The sequence below is a fragment of the Microbispora sp. NPDC004025 genome, assembly GCF_053604425.1.
In genome coordinates, this window is the sequence record NZ_JBSGHN010000010.1 from 132,698 (window position 1) to 154,876 (window position 22,179).

General features: G+C 74.8%; 21 protein-coding genes. 7 read left to right on the top strand and 14 right to left on the bottom strand.

What is annotated here, in order from left to right:
• Nucleotides 1–90: 90 nt before the first annotated feature.
• The 6 genes from ACWEQG_RS24215 to ACWEQG_RS24240 form a co-directional block, all read right to left on the bottom strand.
• Nucleotides 91–228, bottom strand: a complete 138-nt coding sequence (locus ACWEQG_RS24215; protein ID WP_346227216.1) for a SapB/AmfS family lanthipeptide — start codon at nucleotides 226–228, stop codon at nucleotides 91–93.
• On the bottom strand, nucleotides 225–2,840 hold the full coding sequence (gene lanKC / locus ACWEQG_RS24220) for a class III lanthionine synthetase LanKC (RefSeq protein ID WP_452287954.1): 2,616 nt from the start codon (nucleotides 2,838–2,840) through the stop codon (nucleotides 225–227). The genes ACWEQG_RS24215 and lanKC overlap by 4 nt, the downstream gene beginning before the upstream one ends.
• Before the next feature lie 536 nt (nucleotides 2,841–3,376).
• On the bottom strand, nucleotides 3,377–4,090 hold the full coding sequence (locus ACWEQG_RS24225) for a sensor histidine kinase (RefSeq protein WP_452287956.1): 714 nt from the start codon (nucleotides 4,088–4,090) through the stop codon (nucleotides 3,377–3,379).
• Between the two features lie 256 nt (nucleotides 4,091–4,346).
• Entirely contained in the window at nucleotides 4,347–5,378 is a 1,032-nt protein-coding gene (locus tag ACWEQG_RS24230) for an NAD(P)/FAD-dependent oxidoreductase (RefSeq protein ID WP_452287958.1), read from the bottom strand.
• On the bottom strand, nucleotides 5,375–5,935 hold the full coding sequence (locus ACWEQG_RS24235; RefSeq protein WP_363473213.1) for an isoprenylcysteine carboxyl methyltransferase family protein: 561 nt from the start codon (nucleotides 5,933–5,935) through the stop codon (nucleotides 5,375–5,377). Before ACWEQG_RS24235 ends, ACWEQG_RS24230 begins: the two co-directional genes overlap by 4 nt.
• Before the next feature lie 9 nt (nucleotides 5,936–5,944).
• Nucleotides 5,945–7,015, bottom strand: coding sequence for a type III polyketide synthase (locus ACWEQG_RS24240; protein WP_452287960.1), 1,071 nt, complete (start codon nucleotides 7,013–7,015; stop codon nucleotides 5,945–5,947).
• A 118-nt stretch (nucleotides 7,016–7,133) separates the two neighbouring features.
• Between ACWEQG_RS24240 and ACWEQG_RS24245 the strand changes: the two genes are divergently transcribed.
• Nucleotides 7,134–8,093 (top strand): UbiA family prenyltransferase, encoded by a 960-nt coding sequence (locus ACWEQG_RS24245; RefSeq protein WP_452287962.1) that lies wholly within the window; start codon nucleotides 7,134–7,136, stop codon nucleotides 8,091–8,093.
• A gap of 21 nt (nucleotides 8,094–8,114) precedes the next feature.
• Here ACWEQG_RS24245 and ACWEQG_RS24250 read toward each other — a convergent pair whose 3' ends face one another.
• Nucleotides 8,115–9,272 carry an MFS transporter gene (locus ACWEQG_RS24250; RefSeq protein ID WP_452287964.1) on the bottom strand — a complete coding sequence of 386 codons (1,158 nt, stop codon included), beginning with the start codon at nucleotides 9,270–9,272 and terminating at the stop codon, nucleotides 8,115–8,117.
• Between the two features lie 75 nt (nucleotides 9,273–9,347).
• Between ACWEQG_RS24250 and ACWEQG_RS24255 the strand changes: the two genes are divergently transcribed.
• Nucleotides 9,348–10,091, top strand: a complete 744-nt coding sequence (locus tag ACWEQG_RS24255; RefSeq protein WP_452287966.1) for an AraC family transcriptional regulator — start codon at nucleotides 9,348–9,350, stop codon at nucleotides 10,089–10,091.
• A gap of 9 nt (nucleotides 10,092–10,100) precedes the next feature.
• Here ACWEQG_RS24255 and ACWEQG_RS24260 read toward each other — a convergent pair whose 3' ends face one another.
• The 4 genes from ACWEQG_RS24260 to ACWEQG_RS24275 form a co-directional block, all read right to left on the bottom strand.
• Nucleotides 10,101–11,588, bottom strand: coding sequence for a DUF2079 domain-containing protein (locus tag ACWEQG_RS24260; RefSeq protein WP_452287968.1), 1,488 nt, complete (start codon nucleotides 11,586–11,588; stop codon nucleotides 10,101–10,103).
• A 142-nt stretch (nucleotides 11,589–11,730) separates the two neighbouring features.
• On the bottom strand, nucleotides 11,731–12,351 hold the full coding sequence (locus ACWEQG_RS24265; RefSeq protein ID WP_452287970.1) for a methyltransferase domain-containing protein: 621 nt from the start codon (nucleotides 12,349–12,351) through the stop codon (nucleotides 11,731–11,733).
• A complete protein-coding gene (locus ACWEQG_RS24270) occupies nucleotides 12,348–13,001 on the bottom strand; it encodes a TIGR04282 family arsenosugar biosynthesis glycosyltransferase (protein ID WP_452287972.1) in 654 nt (217 codons plus the stop codon). The genes ACWEQG_RS24265 and ACWEQG_RS24270 overlap by 4 nt, the downstream gene beginning before the upstream one ends.
• On the bottom strand, nucleotides 12,998–13,642 hold the full coding sequence (locus ACWEQG_RS24275) for a glycosyltransferase family 2 protein (protein ID WP_182905429.1): 645 nt from the start codon (nucleotides 13,640–13,642) through the stop codon (nucleotides 12,998–13,000). Before ACWEQG_RS24275 ends, ACWEQG_RS24270 begins: the two co-directional genes overlap by 4 nt.
• Nucleotides 13,643–13,735: 93 nt before the next feature.
• Between ACWEQG_RS24275 and ACWEQG_RS24280 the strand changes: the two genes are divergently transcribed.
• Nucleotides 13,736–15,016, top strand: a complete 1,281-nt coding sequence (locus tag ACWEQG_RS24280; protein WP_452287974.1) for a hypothetical protein — start codon at nucleotides 13,736–13,738, stop codon at nucleotides 15,014–15,016.
• 1 nt (nucleotide 15,017) lies between these two features.
• Here ACWEQG_RS24280 and ACWEQG_RS24285 read toward each other — a convergent pair whose 3' ends face one another.
• Complete coding sequence (locus ACWEQG_RS24285) at nucleotides 15,018–16,037, bottom strand: NAD-dependent epimerase/dehydratase family protein (RefSeq protein WP_452287976.1); 1,020 nt, start codon at nucleotides 16,035–16,037, stop codon at nucleotides 15,018–15,020.
• Between the two features lie 156 nt (nucleotides 16,038–16,193).
• Between ACWEQG_RS24285 and ACWEQG_RS24290 the strand changes: the two genes are divergently transcribed.
• Together ACWEQG_RS24290 and ACWEQG_RS24295 are read left to right on the top strand one after the other, a co-directional pair.
• Complete coding sequence (locus tag ACWEQG_RS24290; protein WP_452287978.1) at nucleotides 16,194–17,333, top strand: cellulose binding domain-containing protein; 1,140 nt, start codon at nucleotides 16,194–16,196, stop codon at nucleotides 17,331–17,333.
• A 79-nt stretch (nucleotides 17,334–17,412) separates the two neighbouring features.
• The gene (locus ACWEQG_RS24295; protein WP_452287980.1) at nucleotides 17,413–18,696 is read left to right on the top strand and encodes a cytochrome P450; all 1,284 of its coding nucleotides are present in this window, start codon (nucleotides 17,413–17,415) and stop codon (nucleotides 18,694–18,696) included.
• Here the strand turns inward: ACWEQG_RS24295 and ACWEQG_RS24300 are convergent.
• Entirely contained in the window at nucleotides 18,684–19,838 is a 1,155-nt protein-coding gene (locus ACWEQG_RS24300; RefSeq protein ID WP_452287982.1) for an RtcB family protein, read from the bottom strand. The two genes, ACWEQG_RS24295 and ACWEQG_RS24300, sit on opposite strands and share 13 nt — an antisense overlap.
• Nucleotides 19,839–19,953: 115 nt before the next feature.
• Between ACWEQG_RS24300 and ACWEQG_RS24305 the strand changes: the two genes are divergently transcribed.
• Both ACWEQG_RS24305 and ACWEQG_RS24310 read left to right on the top strand, forming a co-directional pair.
• Complete coding sequence (locus tag ACWEQG_RS24305; RefSeq protein WP_452287984.1) at nucleotides 19,954–20,979, top strand: phosphotransferase family protein; 1,026 nt, start codon at nucleotides 19,954–19,956, stop codon at nucleotides 20,977–20,979.
• A 187-nt stretch (nucleotides 20,980–21,166) separates the two neighbouring features.
• Nucleotides 21,167–21,601: a hypothetical protein gene (locus ACWEQG_RS24310; protein ID WP_452287986.1), complete on the top strand. Its 435-nt coding sequence runs from the start codon at nucleotides 21,167–21,169 to the stop codon at nucleotides 21,599–21,601.
• Nucleotides 21,602–21,661: 60 nt separating this feature from the next.
• On the opposite strand, the gene ACWEQG_RS24315 is transcribed toward ACWEQG_RS24310, so the two are convergent.
• Nucleotides 21,662–21,994, bottom strand: coding sequence for a cupin domain-containing protein (locus ACWEQG_RS24315; protein WP_452287988.1), 333 nt, complete (start codon nucleotides 21,992–21,994; stop codon nucleotides 21,662–21,664).
• Nucleotides 21,995–22,179: the final 185 nt, after the last annotated feature.

A 22,179-nucleotide genomic window follows, 5' to 3' on the forward strand; every position in this document is an offset into this window, starting at 1 on the left:
TGCAGGTCGAGAAGCGCCATTTCGATCATCTCCCTTGTATGGATGAGCCAGCCCGGATGAGGCTGAAGAGCGTGTTCACCGGAGGGTCCGTCAGCCGCAGACGATGCTGAGGCTGCTGTTCTCGTGCGGAGTGCAGCCGAGGAGGCTGATGTTGCTGCCGGGGTAGTCACCGCCGCCGCCGGGAGTCTCGAGGGTCTGCAGGTCGAGGAGCGCCATGGGTGTGTTCACCTCCTTCCGGTGCTGGTCGGGACGCGGGACCCGGCGGCGGTGCGCAGGGGGGCCTGCGCCTGGGGCCGTCCGGGGGGCTCGAGGAACGGGAGGTGAACCGGCTCGTCGTGCAGCGCGGTGCCGAGCGCGAACAGCACGCCGGCGCTCCCTGTGGCGAGGTCCATGGACAGGCGGAGCAACTGGGCTCCGGGGAAGGCCAGCCCGCCCTGGCACGGAAGCTCGTGCCAGGCCAGCCGGGCGATCTGCGCCGCGGCGGCCCCGGGGTCGGGGCGGGAGCCGGACGACAGGCAGGCGATCATGCCGGCCCGGCCCGCGAACAGCCCCGGCTGGACGTAGTACGGCAGCGTCAGCACCGACCGGATGGCGGCGAGCGACTCGGCGAAGGTCTCGTCGTGCCGGTGGGCGAGATAGCGGTCCAGTGCCAGGCCGATGCCGGCCGACCCCTCGTCGAGATAGGGGTTGGTCCGCCAGCCCTGCTGCACCTGGAGCTGACCGTCCTCGCGGCCGACGCACCGGCGCAGGTCCTGCCGCAGCGCGGTGGCCGCGAGGTCGAGCAGCCCGGGGTCGCCGGTGCGCTCGTAGGCGTGCAGGAACATCAGGGCGGGTCCCGACGAGCCGTACATCAGGCCCGCGTGCGGATACCTGCCGCCGCTGATCTCGGGCACGTCGTCCGGGCCGCCGAGCCGGTCGGCCACCGCGGCCACGATGCGCGCCGCCCGGTCGCGGAACTCCGGCTCGCCGGTCCTGTCGTGCAGGTGCATCAGGGCGAGGGCGATGCCGGACAGGCCGCGGTAGAGACTCAGGTCGAGCCCTTGCGCCGGCTGCCGTACGCAGAGCTCGGCCACGTCGAGCGCGTCCCGGCGGCGGCCGAGAGCCTCCAGCGCGTACGCCACGCCGTGCAGGCCGTTGTAGAAGCCGATCCCGACGCCGGGCTTGGCGGCCTGCCGGACGAGCCACTCCTCGTGCTCGGGGAACCGCCCGGCCCCGGTCGCCGCCAGCGCGTACAGGACGCCGGCCGCGCCGTTGGCGAGGCTCACGCCGCCGCCCGGCTCGAACTGGACGATGTCGCCGGGGAACAGCCGGTCCTCGCGGTCCGGTGTCGCCGAGGTGAGAATCGCCTTGGCCAGCGCGTCCCGGACCGCGGGCCAGTCCTCCCTCATCCGGCCCGGCCGCGGGAGCAGGCTCGGCTCTGCCGCGGGCGGGTCCTGCCCGAGGATGGTCCGTACGGCTCCCTCGATCAGCGCGGGAGGCACCGGGAACGTCTCAGTGATCAGCCGGCCGAGCTGGGCGGCCTTGGGCCGGTGGAGCTGCAGGAGCATGGTGGTCATCGGGGCGAACACGCCCAGGTGCAGGCAGGCCAGCGCGTACTCGTCGGCCTCGGCTCCGGCCAGCCCGCGTGGCGGCATGAAACCGGGGTTCGCGAGCGTGGGCCGCCTGCGCTCCTCGATCGGCGAGGAGACCTCGAAGTCGATAAGCACCACCCGCTCGCCCTCGACCAGGATGTTGAAGGGGTGCAGGTCGCCGAACACCACGCCGCGCTCGTGCAGCGCCGAGACCGCCGCGCGCACCTTGGCGAGCATCCCGACGGCCCACCCGGCGTAGTCCGCGGTCATCTCGGGCGTGCGGTCGGCCCGGGTCAGGGGGTGCTTCTGGGCGATGAGCTGGCTGAGCGAGGTGCCGTCGATGTACTCCTGCACCAGGAAGTGGTGCTCGCCGACCGTGAAGTAGTCGCGCAGCGCCGGCACGGCGTCGAGGCCGGCCAGGCGTTCCATGATCGCGGCCTCGTGCCGCAGGCGGGTGACGGCGTCACGTCCCTCGACGTCGAGCCCGGCGTGCGGACGGGCCTCCTTCAGCACCACCTTCTCGCCGGTGCGCCTGTCGCGCCCGAGGTACACGCCGCCGCCGTTGGAGAAGTGCAGCACGCTCTCCACGTCGTACGGCACGCCTTCAAGCGTCACCGCGTTGCGGGCGGCCAGGTGCGGTTCGAGGAACGCCGGCAGGGCCACCCAGGGGGGCAGGGCGAACGCCGGGCCGCGCACGTCGGGGACGAGGTTGCCGTCGGCGTCCTCGATCGCGAGCACCCGCTCGCCGCTGTCGTCCAGGCAGTGGCGCTCGGCGAAGCCGCCGTACCGGACGAACAGGGGGCCGTCGCCGTAACGCAGGTCGCTGAGGATATACGGGCCCTCGACGCCGTCCAGGATCTCGGCGAGCTCCTTGAGCGTCAGCTCCAGCTGGGCCTCGTCGACGGGGTAAATGGTGACAAGCTTGCCGCTCGACCCGCGGAACGCGTACTTGGAGTTCTGCATCGTCATCACGCGCCGGCCGCGCAGGAATTTGAAGGCCAGCCCGCGCGGCGCGCAGTAGTCCCAGGCCGCCGCTATCACTCGCTCCGCCTCCGCCAGGGAGGACGAGATGTGGATCTTCCATCCCTGGCTGGGCAGCCTGGCGCCGATCGGCGCGTAGTGCAGCCAGGTGTCGGTCGCAAGATGAGCCCACCCCTCGGGCGCGGGCCGGGCGGCGATGGCGAAGTCGGGATGCTCCGCGCGCTTGCTGTCGAGCGTGTCGTAGAACAAGGGATCTGCGAGGCAGTAAATCTCGTACTTACTAATCACCAGATGTCCCCTTAGGCCGGTCACGTCAAAGAATTCCGGAAATAACGAGAAGGGCCAAGTTACGCCCGTCAACTGCGCTATGTGAAATCTGCACATAACGAACCGTGACGCAGTCATGGGTGGGCGATGATGCCATTCACGGCCGTGTCCGGGACGCGTCGCGGACCATCTGGTCAGATCGCTGGTCAAGGCGCGCGGCGCGCGTACGCCGGCCGGGAGGGGGCGGCACAGCGCGACGATCAGGCGCGGGGGGGCGGCGCCGTGCGGGGGCGGTGACGGGACGCGGCGCCCGGCGGCGATCACAGTCGTGGGGAAACGGCGCGCGGGCCGCGGTTGGGCCGGGAGACCGCCCGGGCGCGGGGAGATCCGGGAACGGGCGCCGGGCCGCGCATGAGCCGGCAGGAATGCCGGCGTCCGGGTTCGCGGAGGCCCGGGCAGGGGGTGGCCGGCAGGCGGCGCGTGGCGCGTGGCGTGGCGGAAGCCGTGCGAGGCGCCGTGGGTGCCGGGGCGGCGGGCCGGGGTGAGCCCGGCCGGCGTCAGCGGCGGTCTCCGCCTCTGTTGGGAATCTCGACGATGACGCGGAACCAGCCGTCCGGGTCGAGGATCGTTCCCACCATGCCGTCGAGCGCCGCCGCCCGGTTGCGCAGGTTGTCCAGGCCGTTGCCGTCGCCCGGCGGGACGGAGGGATCGACCCCGTCGTTGGCGACGGTGAGCGTCACCACGCCGGCCCGCACGACGATCTCGATCGTGCACAGGGTCGCCCTGCTGTGGCGCAGGACGTTGGTCACCGCCTCCCGCACCGTGATCGCGAGCACCGCGCTGACCTCGTCGCCCAGCTCCGCCTCCGCGACCTCGATCTTGCAGTCGGTTCCGTACGCGCGCAGCACGGCCCGCGCGTTGGCCAGTTCCGATGCGAGGGAGACGTCCCGGAAGGAGCGGGTCACGTTGCGGATGTCGGCGGACGCCTGGCGGATCGCCTGCACCACGTCGGCGAGCGCGGGTCGCAGAGGGCTGTCGTCGTCCGCGAGCCGGTAGGCGAGTTCGCTGCGCAGGGTGGCCAGCCACAGGCGGCTGCTCACGAGGTCGTGCACGTCGCGGCCGAACTGCTCGCGCGCTTCCGCCGCCGCCTGCCGTACGGCCTCGGCCTGCATGGCGCGCAGCCGCCGCAGGCGGACCGCGAGGATCACCAGCGCGGCGATCAGGAGCGTACCGAGCAGGACGAGCAGGGCGATGAGGGCGATATGAGGCAAGTAACGACCCTCCAGTCATCCTTGCCGTAACATCGGCCTCGCCATTAGATGCACACGTTAGATCTTTGCATACCGATCAGGAAATATGGCTACTTCATTCGTGTCGAAGTAGGTTCTATTACCACTCCATATAGGGGTTGCCAGAGGCGTCCTAAAAACGGGCGTTCATCAACTGTGAATCCGGCTGTAACAATCCCGGGGCCCTGTCCGCTCCGGGGCACGTTCGGGGGCACGTTCGGGGGCAGAGGGCGCGGGGTCAGGCGAGCGTCCGCACCGCGGCCTCGAAGACCGCGGGCAGGCGCCGCGCGGCCGGCACGATCATCCGGGCCGCGGGGGGATGCCGCCGGGCCCGCACGAGCGCGGTCGTCAGCAGCCGGGAACGCCACGACAGGCGCCGCCAGGCGGTCTCGTAGTCCTCGGGCCGGCCCGCCCGCAGACAGCCGACCAGCGCGCGGGCCGACAGCAGCGCGAGGGAGATCCCCTCGCCGGTGAGCGCGTCGACGTAGCCCGCCGCGTCGCCGACGAGCAGCACCCGCCCGGCCACCCGCCGCCGCACCCGCTGGCGTAGCGGTCCCGCCCCGCGCACGGGGGTGACGGGCGGGCCGTCCAGCCGGGCGAGCAGACCGGGGAACCCGGCCAGGTGCTCGTCGTAGGTCCGCCGCTCGCCGCTCAGCACCGCCACGCCGACCAGGTCGTCGCCCACCGGCGTGACGTACGCCTCGCCGCCGGGCGCCCAGTGCACCTCCACGAAGTCCGTCCACGGCGCGACCCGGTAGTGGCGGCGCAGCCCGTACCTGCGCGGGCCGCGGGAGGGCAGGCCGAGCCCCAGCCGGGTCCTGATCGGCGAGTGCAGCCCGTCGGCGGCGACCAGCCACCGCGCGCGGAGGGGGGCCTCACCCGCCACATCCGCGTGAACGGCCTCGTCGGCGGCGCGCACCGTGTCCACCCGGCCGGGCACGACGCGGACGCCGAGCTGCCGCGCGCGGAGGGCGAGCGCGGCGTGCAGCGCGGTCCGGCGCACGCCCAGCCCGGGGCCGTCGCGGAACTCCGCCTGCACCCGGTGCCGCCCGTCCACGTAGCGGATGCCCAGGAACGGCCTGCCGTCGGGCGCGGCCACCCCGAGGTCCGCCAGCGCGGCGGCGCCGCTGGGCATCAGCCCCTCCCCGCACGCCTTGTCGACCGGGACGGCCCGCGGTTCGACCACGACCGCCTCCATGCCGGCCAGGGCCGCGTGGACGGCGGTGGCCAGCCCGGCGGGCCCGCCGCCGGCGACCAGCACGTCGATCACGCCGCGGTCCCCGTCCCCGCGCCGTGAGCGGCGGGTCCGGGGGCGGCGGTGGCGAGCGCGGCGTTCTCACAGCGCAGGCGCACGGCCATGAGCGGCACGTTGAGCACGGTGAAGACCAGCGCGGTCAGCCAGGCGGAGTGCACGAGCGGCAGCGCCGCGCCCTCCACCGCCACCGCGACGTAGTTGGGGTGGCGCAGCCATCCGAACCGGTACGGCCCGCGCGTCACGAGCGGCATGCCGGGCACGACGACGACCTGCGTGTTCCACTGCGGGCCGAGCGTGGTGACGCACCACCAGCGCAGCGCCTGCGCGGCCAGGACCAGCCCGAACATCGGCCAGCCCAGGCCCGGGACGAACGGCCGGTCCGCCAGCCACACCTCCAGCAGGCAACCGGCCAGCAGGCCGGTGTGCAGGGCGACCATCCAGGGATAGTGGCCCTGCCCGTACACCACTCCGCCCCGGGCGAGGCTCCAGCGGGCGTTGCGGCGCGCGACGACGAGTTCGGCGAGCCGCTCCACCGCGACGAGCGCGACGAGCAGCGCGTACGAGAGCGACACGGGGTCTCCCTACCAGCGCAGCAGGACCAGTTCGGAGCAGAATCCCGGGCCCATCGCCAGCAGCAGGCCCGGCGTGCCCGGCGGTGGCGGCCGCAGGGCGAGGGTGTCGCGCAGCACGTGCAGCACCGACGCGGACGACAGGTTGCCGTTGGCGGCCAGCGAACGCCAGGTGAGGTCGAGCGCGCCGTCCGGCAGCGCGAGCGTCTCCGCGACGGCCTCCAGCACCTTGGGGCCGCCGGGGTGGCAGACCCAGGCGGCGACGTCGCCGGCGGTCAGGCCGTGGTCGGCGAGGAACCCGTGCACGTCGTCGCCGAGGTGCGCGCGGACGACGCCGGGGACCCCGGCGTCGAGCACCACCCGGAAGCCGCTGTCGCGGACGTCCCAGCCCATCACGCGTTCGGAACCGGGATACAGCCGGCTGCGCGTCGCGACGACGGCGGGCCCCGCCGCGCGGCCCGTTCCGGGCGGCTCGCGGTCGTCCCCGTGCGCGACCACGGCGGCGGCGCCGTCCCCGAACAGCGCCCCCGCCACGAGGTTGGCCGTGGAGGTGTCCTCGCGCTGCAGGGTGAGGGAGCACAACTCGACCGAGAGCAGCACCGCCACGTGACCGGGCCAGCCGCGCAGGTAGTCGTGCAGCCGGGCGATCCCCGCCGCGCCCGCCACGCATCCGAGGCCGAACACCGGCACCCGCTTCACGTCCGGGCGCAGCCCGATCCGGTTCACCAGGCGGGCGTCCAGCGACGGCGCGGCGACGCCGGTGACCGACGTGCACATGATCATGTCGACGTCCGCCGGGGTGAGGCCGGCCGCGTCCAGCGCCGCCGTCACGGCCTGCGCGCCCAGGTCGAGCGCGGCCTCGATGAACAGGTCGTTGGCCGCGCCGAAACCGTCGAGCTTGCCGTACTGGTCGAGCGGCAGCACCAGGTTGCGGTGCTCCACCCGGGCGCCGGCGTGCAGCCTGTCGAGAAGCCGGCGGTCGGCGCCCGGAGGAAGACACACCCTCGCCAGGGCGTCCGCGATCTCCGCCTGCGAGTGGCGATGAGGGGGGACGACACCGTGGACGGCCGCGATCCGCGTCATCTCACATCCTCGGGCTGGCGAAAATCGTGACAAGTCCCTCTTGCCCGTTGCGGGCCGCCGCATACCCTCGGAACCGCAGGATGATCCGCATCCGTAAAGTCCGGTTACGCTCGGGGTCGTGACCGGCTCAGGGGCCCTGCCCGACGAAACGGCGGCCGAGACCGGCCGGGGTGCCGCTGTGCCGGGTCGCGGCGCGGGTCCCGGAGGCGACGCTTCGGCGGACGCCGGGGGCGAGCGGCCGGCCGGGCCGCGGCGGATGGTGGCCGGGCTTGTCCTGGCCTGCCATCCGGGTCCGGCCGCGGCGGTGACGGCCCTGGTCACGGCGCTCGTGGCGCTCGCCGGGTGGGGCCTGGCGGAGACCGTGCTCGCGGCTCTCGCCGTGCTGACCGGCCAGCTGTCCGTGGGCTGGTGCAACGACGCCGTGGACGCCGCCAGGGACGCCGCGGCGGCGCGGGCCGCCAAGCCGATCGTGGCGGGACTGGTGACCGCGCGCACGGTGCGCGCCGCGGCGTTCGCCGCGCTGGCGGCCTGCGTGCCGCTCTCGCTGGCCTGCGGCCCGGTCGCCGGGATCACTCACCTGTTCGCCGTGGCCGCGGCCTGGGCGTACAACCTGTGGCTCAAGGGCACGGCGGCCTCGTGGGCGCCGTACGCCGCCGGGTTCGGCGCGGTGCCGGTGTTCGTCGCGGCAGGGATGCCGGGCGGCGTGCCGCCGGCGTGGTGGGCCGTGCTCGCCGCGGCGCTGCTCGGCTGCGCGGCGCACCTCGCCAACGTGCTGCCCGACATCGAGACGGACGTCGCCACGGGAGTGCGCGGCTGGCCGCAGCGCCTCGGCGCCGCGCGGGTGCGGGTTGTCCTGCCGCTGCCGCTGCTGGCCGCGTCCGTGCTCCTGGTGGCCGGGCCGCCGGGACCGGCCGGCCCGGCCCGATGGCTCGCGCTCGCGGGGGTGGCCGCGTGCGCCGCGGCCGGCCTGCTGCTCGGGCGGCGCGTGCCCGGGGCGCCCTTCGCCGCCGCGATCGGCGCCGCCGGCATCGACGTCCTGCTGCTGGCCGCCACGCCGGGCGTCGTCACCGGCGGCTGAGGCGCGCGAGCGCCCGCGGGGTCACCTGCGGGGGAGGAACAGCCCCAGCGCCACGGCCGCGATCGGCACCACGCAGAGGATCGTGAAGACGCCCTGCGGGCCGTACGCCTCCGCCGCGACGCCCAGCAGCGGCGCGGCGAGCCCTCCGACGCTCACGGCGAGCCCGAGCGTGACACCGGCCGCGGTGCCCGGCCGGTTCGGCAGGTAGTCCTGGCCCAGCTTGACCAGCACGGCGAACGGGATGTTGATCGCGATGCCCGCCAGCACGGCGAACAGCAGCGGCAGGTAGGGCCCCGGGAGCAGACGCAGCCCGGCGAGCGCGGGGATGACCAGCAGGCCGCCGATCTGCACCGTGCGCACGAGCCCGATCCGGTCCGCGAGCCGCCCCCCGATCAGGGTGCCCGCGACCCCGCCGACCAGGAAACAGGCCAGTGCCGCGCCCGCGAGACCGCGTCCGGCGCCCAGATGCTCGATCCAGAACAGCTCGATGAAGGTGAGGACGCCGAAGAACGCCACCGACCTGACGACCGCGACGCCGGTGAGGACCATGAAGGGCGCGCACCTGTCGGCGCCGGAGCGGGTGCCCGTCACGGCCGCCCGGGCCGGGGGCCGATTCCTGAGCAGCGCGAACGCGACGAGCAGGGCCGGCGGGATGAACAGCGCCGTCGCGCCGACGCCCATCGCGATCAGGGCGGGCGTGGCCAGCACCGGCGCGAGGAAGAAGCCGACGCTCCCGCCCGCCGCGAAGACGCTCATCGCCGTGGCGCTGTCTCCCGCCGTCTCCCTCGCCCCCTTGCCCGCCGCCGGGTGGAACATGGCCACCCCGAGCCCGGACAGCAGGACGAGGGTCCAGACCGCGGCGTACGGCTCCACCAGCCCGGACAGCCCGAGGCCGAGTCCGGCCAGCGCGACGCCGGCGGCGGCCAGCCAGCCCAGGCGGAAGCGGTCGACCGCCAGGCCGATGAACGGCTGCGGGATCGAACTGCCCAGGGCCGCGGCCAGCGTCAGCCCGGAGGCCGCCACGTAGCCGTAGTGCCGGTCGAGCACGAAATAGGGCACACAGGCCGGCACCAGTCCCTGGTACAGGTCGTCGACGGCGTGCGCGGCCGCCCACAGCCACATGCGCCGCCACGCGGACGTCGCCCGCGCCGTCGGCGCCGAAGCGGTTGTCTCTGTCACTGATCGTCTCCTCGAGAGGCTCCGTCGAGCATCCCGGAGGACCGAGTCGGCGAACTAGCGATACTCTGCCGAGTCATGTCGGCAACCCGCCATCCCGCGAGCGGCGGCGCGTCCCGCGTGCCGCTGGCCCACCGCCAGCGCATCGACTGGCACGACCACACCTCGCACCAGCTCATCCATCCGCACCGCGGGGTGCTGCGGATCTCGACCCCGATCGGCGACTGGGTGGTGCCGCCGCACCGGGGCGTGTGGATACCGGCGGGGGTGGCGCACGCGCACGAGGCGTACGGACCGACCGAGATGCGGGCGCTGGTCTTCGCCCCGCCGGTCAACCCGCTGCGCCTGGACCGGCCCACGGTCCTGGCGATCACGCCGCTGCTGCGGGAGGTGGTGGTCGCCCTGACCGGCGACGACGAGCCGACCGCGCGGCAGCGGGCCAACCTGGAACGCGTGCTGCTCGACCAGCTCCGCGAGGTCGAGGCGCTGCCGCTGTGCCTGCCGGCGCCGTCCGATCCGCGGCTGCGCGACGTGGCCGCGATCCTGGAGGCGGATCCGGCGGACGGCCGCACCCTCGCCGCCCTCGGCGCGGTCGTGGGCGCGTCCGAACGCACGCTCAGCAGGCTGTTCCGGGCGGAGACCGGCATGAGCTTCCCGCAGTGGCGGACCCAGCTGCGGCTGCATCACGCGCTCATCCTGCTGGCCGGCGGCCGTTCGGTGACCTCGACGGCCGCCGCCTGCGGCTACAGCGGCCCGAGCGCGTTCATCCAGTCGTTCAAGCACGCCTTCGGCACGACCCCGCACGCGTACGTGCGCGCGTGAGGCGGGCGGCTACGGCCGGGTGAGCACCAGGTATCCGGCCTCCCGGAAGACCACCCGGTAGCCCCGCTCACGCAGCGCCTCGACCCGGGCGGCCTGCGCGTGGACCGAGCCGAAGGGGAAGACCCTGGCGCCCACGTCGGCGGCGACCCACGGCGCCCCGCGCGGCGTGCGGTCCCACAGCAGGGTCCGCGTACGCGGCGACAGGGCCGGAGCGAGGGAGTCGGCGGCCTCGACCAGCGCGCCGTCCGGCACGGCCGCGACGGCCCGCCCGGCCGCGCGGGTCCGGGCGGTCTCCGCGTGGAAGCCGGGCGTGAACAGCGCGCCGAACGAGAAGAACGGCACGAGCGCGAACGCGACGGCGAGCACCAGCAGCGCCCATCCCCGCAGGAGCACGCCGGGCCTTCCGGGAGAACGCGAGGACGCGCGCAGGGCGCCGTCGACCCCGGCGGCGAAGACCACCGCGACGACGAAGGCCGTGTAGTGGTATCGCGGTGTCCACCAGTTCGGGTAGGTGCTGGCGAGCATGCGTTCCAGCAGCGGCGGCAGCAGAGCGAGGCCCAGCGGGGACAGGGCGGCGGTGAACAGCACGGGAGTCAGCGTCAGCACGAGTGTCCGCAGCTTCAGCGGCGGGTCGGCGAGCAGCGCGGCGACGTCGCCCGGGCGTGTGACGGCACGCACCACGGCCCGGGGGAGGTCCGGGCCCAGGGTCCAGTACGCCCAGTAATAGTCGGCCCTGCCCCCGAAGCGCGGGATGAGGATGCCCGTCGCCACCAGGGTCGCGGCGGTGCCGCCCGCGACGAGCAGCGCCCCCGCGACGCGGTCGCGGCGGCGGGTGAGGAGGAACAGCCCGAACCCGGCCAGCAGCAGGCCCATGTCCTCCTTGACCAGGAGAAGGGCCAGCCCCGCGAGGAGCGCCGCCCGTCTGCGCCCGGCCTGGTACCGCTCCAGCGCGACCGAGGTGAGCAGCGGCACGAACGCCACCTCGTGGAAGTCGAAGGCCACGGCCTCGGCGATAGGCCACGACAGGGCGTAGGCGATCGCGACGGGGTGGGCCACGCGCCGTCCGGCCGTGACCGCCGCGGAGGCGCGGTAGGCGTACGCCCACACGAACGGGATGGACAGCGCGAGGAGAACGGCCTGCGCGACGAGCAGGGTCGCGGGCCCGTCGTGGATCCGGTACAGCGGCGCCAGCAGCGCGAGCGCCGGAGACCAGTGGTCGCCGAGCACGCAGAACCCCGGCCCGAACCCGTTGTGCACCCCCTTCAGCATCGAGACGGGCGGCTGGAGGCGCGCGTACGAGCGGACCGCCTGGTCGAATATCACCAGGTCGTAGGCGCCCGCCCGGAAACGCGCCAGCCTCAGGCACGAGTAGAACGCGTAGAGCGCCGCCGCCGCGACGGTGAGGGCGCAGACGAAGGCGAGGTCCGCGCCGATCCACTTCCCGTCAGGACGGTCTGCGGCGGCCCGACTCCCCGCCCGCGACGGCCGTGCGACCATCCAGGTGACAATCCGCGCGATCCCCGGCATTGGTGTCGTCCGCTTCCGCCTGCTTTCCGCGCAGGTTATCGGCGGCGCCGCCGCACGGACCGGGACCGCCGCCCCGTTTCCCCTCATCGGCCGGCAAAGCTCCGGCCCGCCCTCACCGGTGCGGCGTCAGGACGGAGAACCAGCGGCCGGCCTCGCTCCACACCTCCACCGGGCGGAAGCCGGTACGCCCGGCGAGCGGGCCGATGTCCGACACGCTGACCCGCGCCCAGGCGAACCACGCGGTGGCCCTGCCCTCCCGGCGCAGCCGGATCCGCTCCGAGCGGGTCGCGGCGCCGGGCGGATCGAGTTCGGCGACGACCTCGCCGCCGGGCCGCAGCAGCTCGCGGACCCGCCGCAGCAGGGCGTCGGGATCGCCGCCGATGCCGATGTTCCCGTCGGCCAGCAGCACGGTGCCCCAGCGCCCGGCGCCCGGCACGTGACCGAAGACGTCACGGCACAGGGCCCGCCCGCCGGCGAGACGGGTGAGCCGGACGGCCCGGGGAGTGACGTCGATGCCGAGCGCCCGCACCCCGCGCCGCGTCAGCGCCACGGTCAGCCGTCCCGGTCCCGAGCCCACGTCGAGCGTGGGGTCGGCGCAGCGGGCGAGCATGGCCTCGTCCCCCTCCGCGCCGTCGATCCACCGCCGCGCCTCCAGCGGCCACGTCCCGCCGTCCGCCGACTCGACCTCGACCCGCGCGCCGTCCAGCGACTCCGCGTACAGGGGCCCGATCACGCGGGGACGTCCGTGCCGAGGGCCGCCAGCGTCGCCGCGAACCGCGAGGAGGGGGCCAGCGCGGCCACCGCGCGCGCGTCGGCGGCGGTGTCCACGTCGGTCAGCTCGGGCAGCAGGGCGGCCCGCACGCCCGCGGCGCGGATCCGCTCCATCAGCAGCGCCCCGGTGTCGGGCCGGGACATCGGCAGCCCGGCCAGCAGGGCGGGGTCGGGCCTGCGCTGCCCGAGCAGCCAGAACCCGCCGTCGGCGGCCGGGCCGACCACGACCTCGTGCTCGGCCAGCAGCCGCCCCGCCTCGGCCAGCAGAGCGGGAGTGACCTGCGGGGTGTCCATGCCGATCAGCACGGACGGGACGGGCAGGGCCGCCCAGGCGTCGGCGAAGGCGGCGGCCAGCCGTGCGGCCAGGTCGTCGCCCCGCTGCGCGACCACGTCGTACCCCGCGGGCAGCCACGGCCCGGGCTCGCCGAGCAGGGCGAGCACCCGGCGCGCGGCGGGGGCGGCGGCGACGGCCGCCAGGGTGTCGCGCAGCGCCGCCTCCGCGAGCGCGGCGGCCTCCCGCGCGGTGTACGGCGGCGTGAGCCGCGTCTTGACCGCCCCGGGCACGGGCGCCTTGGCGATGACGACGAGCTGCGCCGTGACCGAGGTCTTCACGCCGCCCGCCACATGTCCCGGACGGTCCTGACGGTGCCGCGGACGGTCCCGGTCACCTTGGACCGGCCCACCCTCGGCAGATAGTCCACCTCGACCTCGCCGACGCGCCAGCCCGCCTCGCTCGCCCGCAGCACCATCTCCAGCGGGTAGCCGAACCGCCGGTCCCGCAGGTCCAGGGCGAGCAGCGCCGTACGGCGGGCCGCCCGCATCGGGCCGAGGTCGTGCAGCGGGGCGCCGGTGCGGCGGCGCAGCCGCCAGGCGAGCACCCGGTTGCCCAGCCGGGCGTGCGCGGGCCACGCCGACCCGGTGACGGGCCTGCGGCGGCCCAGCACGAGGTCGGCGGCGCCGCTCACCACCCCCTCCGCGACGTATGGCACCTGCCGCGGGTCGAGGGAGGCGTCGGCGTCCATGAAGCACACGACGGGGGCGGTCGCCGCGGTGAGACCCGCGTGGCAGGCGGCGCCGAAGCCCGGCCGCGGCTCGGTCACCACGAGCGCGCCGTGCCGGGCGGCGACCTCGGCCGACCCGTCCGTGGACCCGTTGTCCACCACGATGGCGCGGCAGCCGTCCGGCATCCGGCCGAGCACCCAGGGCAGCGCCGCCGCCTCGTCGAGGCAGGGAAGCACCACATCGATCTGCATGCCGCAGAAGCTAGGGCCGCCGGTGCCGCGCAGTTCTTACGAAGTGACTACGGCGGGGGTCCGGTGGCCGCCGGCGAACCTAGCCTGTGGGCCGTGACGACACGACGGCGGGCACTGGCGGCCTGGGCGGCGCTGGTGGCGGGCGCGTTCGCGGCAGGCGGCCTGCTGCACGCCCGCGGCGTGCTGCGCATCGACCACCTTCCGCCGCTGCACGCGCTGGCGCGCCTGCCCACGGCCGCGCTGCTCCCGGCGGCGGCCTTCGCCGTGGTCGCGGTGGCGGTGCTGCCCCGGCTGACCGCGCATCTGCCGATGCGCGCCGCACTGGCGGCGGCCTTCGCCGCGTCGCTCGCCTGGACGGTCCTGCTGGCCGTGTCGGGGGAGGGGCTGGCGTGGCCGTTCACGCACCCGCAGGAGTACCTGGCGGGGCTCGGCGCCGTGGGCGACGACCCCCTCGGCTGGCTGGCCCGTTTCACCCGCGACCTGCCGGCCTACCCCACGCACGTGCGCGGCCATCCGCCGCTGCCGGTGCTTGTGCTGTGGACCCTGGCGGCCGCCGGGCTGCCGGGACCGTTCTGGGCGGCCGTCCTCGTGGTCGTGATGGGATGCTCGGCCACGGCCGCGATCGGGCTGGCCGTCTGGCGCGTCGCGGGGGAGGAGGCGGCCCGGCGCGCGCTGCCGTATCTCGCCCTGTCCCCGGCGGCGGTGTGGATCGCGACGACCATGGACGCGTTCTTCGCGGGCGTGGGCGCGTGGGGGACGGCGCTGCTGGTGTTCGGCGCGCGGAGCCGGGCGGGCCGGGTGGCGCTCGGCCTCGGCGCGGGGCTGGCCCTGAGCGCGCTGCCCTACCTCAGCTACGGCCTGGTGCCGTACCTGCTCGTCCCCCTCGTCGCGGCGGTCGCGGCCGGAGTGCCGCGGACGACCGTGGCCGCCTGCCTGGCCGGGATGGCCGCGGTGAGCGCCCTGTTCGCCGCCGGCGGGTTCTGGTGGCCGGCCGGTGTGCTCGCCACCCACGCCGAGTGGGCGGCCGACCCCGGCGCGGCCCGGCCGTACCTGTATTTCCTGGTCGCGAACCTGGCCGTGCTCGCCCTGGTCACCGGCCCCGCCACCGCCGCCGGGCTCGTGGCGCCCGGGCGGGCCCGCGACCGGATCCTGCCGCTGGCGGCGCTGGCCGCGGTGCTCGCCCTCGACGTCAGCGGCGTCACCAGGGGCGAGGTGGAGCGGATCTGGCTGCCGTACGCCCTGTGGGTCGCCGCCCTGGGAGGGCGCACGGGAGCAGGGCGCACGGGAGCAGGGCATATGGGAGACGGCCGCCTGCTCGCCGCGCAGGCGGCGGCAGGCCTGCTGCTGCAGGGGTTCGTCCGGTCGCCATGGTGACTCAGCCCGCCGTCCCCAGCGGGGCGTGGGCGAACTCGCGCATGCCGTCGGCGAAGCTGATCCGCGCCCGGAAACCCAGCTCGGCGGCGGCGCGGTCAGGGGAGGCCACGATGTGCCGCACGTCGCCGAGCCGGTAACGGCCGGTGACCTCGGGGGCCGGTCCGCCCCGCGCCGCGCTGAGCGCGGTCGCGAGGTCGCCGATCGTGCGGGGCTCGCCGCTGGCCACGTTGTACGCGCGGAGCCCGCCGGGCGGGGCGGACCCCAGCGCGTCGAGTGCGGCGAGGTTGGCCGCCGCCACGTCCCCGACGTGGACGAAGTCCCTGCGCTGCCCGCCGTCCTCGAACACCAGCGGCGCCCGCCCGGCCTCCAGAGCGGACCGGAAGATCGCGGCCACGCCCGAGTAGGGGGTGTCGCGCGGCATGCCCGGCCCGTACACGTTGTGGTATCGCAGAGCGATCGCCGCGCCGCCGGTCTCGCGGGCCCAGCCGGCCGCCAGGTGCTCCTGGGCGAGCTTGCTCGTGGCGTACGCGTTGCGCGGATCGGGCGGGACGTCCTCGTCCACGGTCCCCGGCGTCACCGCCCGCCCGCAGCGCGGGCACGCCGGTTCGAACCGGCCGGCGGCCAGGTCCGTCGCGGCCCGGGGGCCGGGACGCACGGGGCCGTGCTCCGCGCAGTCGTAGACGCCCTCGCCGTAGATCACCATCGACGACGCCAGGACCAGCCGGGCGACCCCGTGCCGCGCCATGGCGGCGAGCAGCACCGCGGTCCCGAGCGCGTTGACCGACACGTACGCCGGCAGGTCGGACACGTCGACGCCGAGGCCGACCTTGGCCGCCTGGTGCACGACGGCGTCGGCTCCGGCGAGCGCGCGGCCGACGGCGTCCTCGTCCCGCACGTCACCCGCGGTGACGCCCGCCCCGCCGCGCAGGTCGAATTCCCGAACCTCGTGCCCGGCGTCCCGCAGCAGAGCGGCGACGCGGCTCCCGATGAAGCCGGCCGAGCCGGTGACCATGATCTTCATCTCGCCACGGTAGCGACGGCCTGACCCGCTGAAAGTTTCACAATTCTTACGGCACGACCGGCAGGGACGGGACCGGTCCTTTGACGGGCCCGCACGGCCGACCGATGATCCGGGCGACATCGTCGGCGGATCTTCGTTCTCGGAAGAGGTGGAAGCGTGCCCAGACTGTCATGGCCGGCCGCGTGGGCGGCGGCGGGCGCCGTCGCCGCCGCGCTGCTGGCGGCCAACATCACCGCGCCGCCGGTGCTCGCGGGCAGCACGGCCGGAGCGCAGGCCGTCCGCGCGCTGACCACGGTCTCGCCGACGCCGTCGCCCTCGCCGGGGGCGGACGTGACGCCGCCGACGGCCCCGGGCGACCTGCGGGCGTGCCCGCCGCCCCCGCCCCCGAGCGGGAGCTTCCAGGGCGTGGTCGGCCTGTGCTGGACGGCGTCCTCCGACGACACCACCGAGTACAAGGTGTTCCTCCTCAGGGACAACGGCTTCTTCGAGGTGGCCTCCACCTCGCGGACGACGGCCGTCGTCCCCGGGCTGGTCCACGGCCGGACCTACACCTTCTACGTCGTCGCCAAGGACGCCGCCGGAAACACCAGCCGGCCCTCCGAGCTGCTCAGCACCCCGGCGGTCTCCGGCGCGAACGCGACGCCGACCCCGCCCACGGGCGACACGACGCCGCCGACCAAGCCGACCGGCATACAGGCCAACTGCCTGCCCGACTTCAAGGGGACGTCGTTCTGCTGGACGCCGTCCACCGACGACGTCGGGGTCACGGGCTACGACGTGTACCGGCGCACCTCCGTCGGCTGGGCGCGGGTGGGCACGCCGATCGGCACGCACTTCACCGAGGGCAACCTCGTCACCGGCCAGTCGTACGTCTACTTCATGGTGGCCAAGGACGCGGCGGGCAATCTCAGCCTGCCGTCCGACCTGGTGACGGCCACGGCGTCGGGCGGCTACCCCACCTACTCGCCGCCGCCGGTCAGCTGCAAGATCGAGTACACGGCGTGGTCGTGGAGCGGCGGCTTCGCGGCCACCGTGAAGATCATCAACCTGGGCCAGACGCCGATGAACAATTGGACGCTGCGCTTCGTCCTCCCGGACGCCGGGCAGAAGGTCACCAGTGGCTGGTCGGCCACCTGGTCCCAGTCCGGCAAGGACGTCACCGCCGCGGCCATGTCCTGGAACTCGGTGATCCCGGGCGGCGGGTCCCTGCAGATCGGCTTCAACGGCTCCCACACGGGCGCCAACCCCGATCCCACCGGCTTCACGCTGAACGGCGGCACCTGCATCCGGGGCTGACCGTCGCACCGGTCCGTCCGGTCCCCGGCCGGACGGACCGGACCCGTTTCTCCGGGACGGACGCGGGCAGTCAGGACGTATGCCGCTGCTCGACACCACGCTGCTCCTGCTGCTCGAGGGCTACGCCTGGCTGCCGGCCCGATGGCGGGAGACCCAGGGAGAGATGGTCCACACCCGGCTGATGGGCCAGCGCGCCGTCGTGCTGCGCGGGCCGGACGCCGTCCGCTTCTTCTACGACGACGACCACGTCCAGCGGGCACCCGCGCTGCCCGAGCCGATCAAGAGCACGTTGTTCGGCCACGGCGCCGTGCACACGCTGGACCAGGCCGCGCACCGGGCGCGCAAGGGCATGTTCATGTCGCTCATGACGCCGCAGAGCGTCGCCGCCCTGGTGGAGGAGACCACCGCGGCGTGGGACGCGGCGGTGACCACGTGGCCGGACAGGGGACACGTCGTGCTCTTCGACGAGGCCGCCCGCGTCATCACCCGGGGAGTGTGCCGATGGGCCGGCATCCCGCTCACCGAGGAGGAGACCGGGCCGCTCGCCGCCGACCTCGTCGCGTTGGTCGACGGCTTCGGGTCGCCCGGCCCGCGGCACTGGCGGGCCCGCGCGGCGCGCGGGCGCCGCGAGGCCTGGCTGGCGGGACTGGTCGAGGACGTGCGGCGTGGCGCGCTGCGGGCGCCGGACACCTCGGCGCTCGCCGTGGCCGCCCGCCACCGTGAGCCCGGCGGAGAACCGCTCGCGCCCCGGATCGCGGCGGTCGAACTGCTCAACCTGGTGCGCCCCACCGTGGCCGTGAGCTGGTTCCTCACGTTCGCCGCGCACGCGCTGCACTGCTGGCCGGTCAACCGCGTCCGCCTGGCCGAGGACGCCGACGGCGCCTACGCCGAGGCGTTCGCCCACGAGGTGCGGCGCTTCTACCCCTTCGCGCCGTTCGTCGCGGGGAAGGCCGTCAAGGACCTCACCTGGAAGGGCGAGCCGATCCTGGCCGACTGGCTCGTGCTGCTCGACATCTGGGGCCAGAACCACGACCCGGCGCTCTGGCCGAACCCGTGCGCGTTCGACCCGCGACGCTTCGTCGGACGGGAGATCGGCCCGTACGACCTGATCCCGCAGGGCGGGGGCGACCCGGCGGCCGGACACCGGTGCCCGGGCGAGCCGGTCGCGGTGGGCCTGCTGGAGGCCCTCGCGCCGCGGCTGGCCCGGCTGGACTACACCGTGCCGGAGCAGGACCTCACCGTCTCGCCGTACCGGATCCCTGCCCGGGTGGCGAGCGGCTTCGTCCTGCGTCCGGCCGGCGCGGCCGTGCCCCGAGAGACGGTGGGGGCGGAACGGCCGCGCCCGGCGGTTCATCCCTTGTAGTTGAACACCTGGCGCAGCGTGTGCCGGACCTCCACGAGGTCCTTCTGGTCCGCCATCACCTGGTCGATCGGCTTGTACGCCTCGGGGTGCTCGTCGACCAGCGCGGCGGCCCGGTCGGAGTTCCAGGTCCGGCCGCGCATCGCCTCCTTCAGCGACGCCGGCGAAAGCTCGCGCTTGGCCCGGCTCCTGGACATCCTGCGTCCCGCACCGTGCGAGCAGGAGTTGTACGACAGCGGGTTGCCCCGCCCGCGCACGATGTAGGACCGGGTGCCCATCGAGCCCGGGATGACGCCCTCGTCCCCGACGTCCGCCTTGATCGCTCCCTTACGGGTGATCCACAGCTCCTTGCCCTGATGGCTCTCCATCTGGGTGAAGTTGTGGTGGCAGTTGATCGTCCGGACCCGGGTGCCGGCGCCGGCGACGCGGAACAGCGCCTCGTTCAGCACCCTGTCCATCCGCGCGCGGGACGCCATCGCGTACCGCTGCGCCCACAGCATGTCCTCGATGTACGCCGTGAACTCCGGGGTGCCCTGGGTGAAGTAGGCGAGGTCGTAGTCCTCCAGCCCGATGGCCAGGCTGCGCATGAGCCGCTTCGCGCCGTTGATGTGCGCGGTGGCGAGCTGGTTGCCGATCCCGCGCGAGCCCGAGTGCAGCACGGTCCAGACCCGGTCGCGCTCGTCGAGGCAGACCTCCACGAAGTGGTTGCCCGAGCCGAGGGTCCCGAACTGGCAGGCGACCGTGTTCTCCTGCTTCGGTGTGAGCGAGGTGTGCGGCCGGCCCAGCTCGCCGAGCGCGCGATCCACCGCGCGGTCGTCGTGCCCCTTGCCCACGCCCGCCGGGATGCGCCGCTCCACCAGCCGCATCAGCGGGTCGAGCGAGTCGGGCAGGTCGGCGGCGGTGAGCGTGGTCTCGGTCGCGACCATGCCGCAGCCGATGTCCACGCCGACGGCGGACGGGATGATCGCGCCCTCCGTGGGGATCACGGAGCCGACCGTCGCGCCGATGCCCACGTGCGCGTCGGGCATGAGCGCGACGTGATTGGGCACGAACGGCAGGCGCGCCGCCCGGGCGGCCTGGTCGATCGTCCCGTCGTCGATCTCGCTCGCCCAGGACAGCACCTTCGGGGCGATGTGCTTCGGCATGGTGGTTCTCCTCCTCGATCGAGATCCACTGTGCCGGGGCGCGGCGGGAATCCCAACCGAATATCGCGCGGAAAGTCGTTTGCCGCCCTACCCGCCCGCCGCGCATCATGCCGCAATGCGCGACGATTCCCGCAAGCCCGGCGACCAGGGGGAGGAGCGGCGTCGCCGTCCCGGTGAGGACGGCCCGCCTCCGCCCGCCAGAGGTGTACGACTGCCGTGGACCGCGGTGCCCGCGCACCTGCGGCTGGCCGTCGAGACGCACCTGGGCGACCGTGTGACCGAGGCCGTCACGCAGCCCGGCGGCTTCTCCCCGGGGGTGGCGGCCCGCCTGCGGCTCGCGGGTGGCGGCAGGGCGTTCGTCAAGGCGGTCGGGCCCGAGCCGAACCCGATCAGCCCCGGCATGCACCGGTCGGAGGCCCGGGTGGCCGCCGCGCTGCCGGCGACCGCGCCCGCGCCCCGGCTGTTCGCGTCCTTCGACGAGGACGACTGGGTGGTGCTGCTGTTCGAGGACGTCGAGGGGCGCCAGCCTGCCCAGCCCTGGGTCCCGGCGGAGCTCGACCTCGTGCTCGGGGTGATGGCCGGCCTGGCCGAGTCGCTCACCCCCGCGCCCGTGGCCGTCCCGTCCGCCGCCGAGCGGCTCGGGGAGGACTACCGGGGTTGGCGGCTTCTGGCGGCGGGGCCGGACGGCCTCGGCATGGACGGATGCGATGCCGAGTGGGCCCGGCGCCACCTGGACCGGCTGGCGGATCTGGAAGCCGCGTGGGAGGCGGCGGCGGAGGGTGACACGCTCGCCCACGCCGACCTGCGGGCCGACAACCTGCTGCTCACGGCGGACGGGGAAGTGGTCGTCGTCGACTGGCCCTGGGCGTGCCTGAGCACACGGTGGTTCGACCTGCTGCACATGCTGCCCAGCGTGACCATGCAGGGGGGCCCGCCGCCGGCCGAGGTCTTCGACGGCCACCCGGTCGCGGCGAAGGCGGACGGCGACGCGGTCACCGCGGTCCTGGCCGCGGTGACCGGCTTCTTCGTGCAGCGGGGACACCTCCCCCCGCCGCCCGGTCTGCCCACGCTCCGCGCGTTCCAGCGCGCACAGGGGCGGGTGGCGCTCGCCTGGCTGCGGCAGCGGACCGGCTGGCGATGACCTCCGGCAGGCGCGAAGCGACCGAGCCCGTGTTCGCGGTACAGGTGACGAGCACCGTGCGCGACCCTGACGCGGGAACCGGGCGGGACGCGTGGAACGCTTGGCGAGGGCGGCGGCGCGAGCCGTGACCGGTGGGACGACGCCCGGAGCGCCCCGGCCGGTTCGCGTGCGCGAGAGGAGAACGACGATGAACCCCGCCTGGGCCGCCGTGGGCGGCGCGGCCACCTTCGTCTGGCTCGGGATGGTGCTGGCGATCTCCTTCCTGGAGGCGCCGCTGAAGTTCCGCGCCCCCGGTGTGACGATCCCGATCGGGCTCGGCATCGGACGGCTCGTCTTCCGCGCGCTCAACGCCGCCGAGGCCGCGCTGGCGGTCGTCGTGATCGCGGCGGTCGCGACCGGCTCACCAGGGCCCGCCGTGGTGGCGCTCACGACCCTCACAGCGGCCGTCCTGGTGATCCAGATCGCCGTCGTACGCCCGCCGCTCAACCGCAGGTCCGACCGCGTCCTGTCCGGCGAGGACCCGGCGCGGCACAGGTCGAGGGCGCACCTGTACTACGTGGCGCTGGAGGTCGTGAAGGTCCTGTCGCTGCTCGCGCTGGGCTGCTTCCTCCTGGCCGTGTAGCGATTCCTCCCTGTCCGCGCCGCGCGGCCGGCGAACCGCCGGGGCCGCCGGGCGGGGTGATCAGGGGCGTTTGACGACGGTGAGCAGGACCGCGCTGTCCTCGACGGCGTCGAGCACGTGGCGTGCGCCGGGAACGGCGAGCAGGTCCCCGGACCGCCCCTCCCAGGAGGCGTCGCCGCTGCTCAGCCGCACATGACCGTGCAGCACCAGCAGGGTCGCCTCACCCGGGCTCTCGTGTTCGGCGAGCCCGGTCCCGGCGGTGAGGGCGAGCAGCGTCTGGCGCAGTGCGTGCTCGTGGCCGCCGTACACGCTGTCGGCCGCGCGCCCGCCGGAAGCGGCGGCGGCGCGCTCGAGTAACTCCCTGGCCCGCACGTCGAGCGAGATCGGCTCCATGGCCTCAGTCTGCCCCACGCCGCGGGCGGTGCCAGGAAAGGTGATGGCCGTTTCGGGCACGTCGCCGTTACGCTGGGGCACGCACACGAAAACGCGGTCCCGGTTGGTAGCCCGGGCGCCCGCCGGCCTTCGGGCCCGGCGGTTTCCGTATCCGCCTCTCGTGTCCCCTCGGGGAGCCTCGGAGG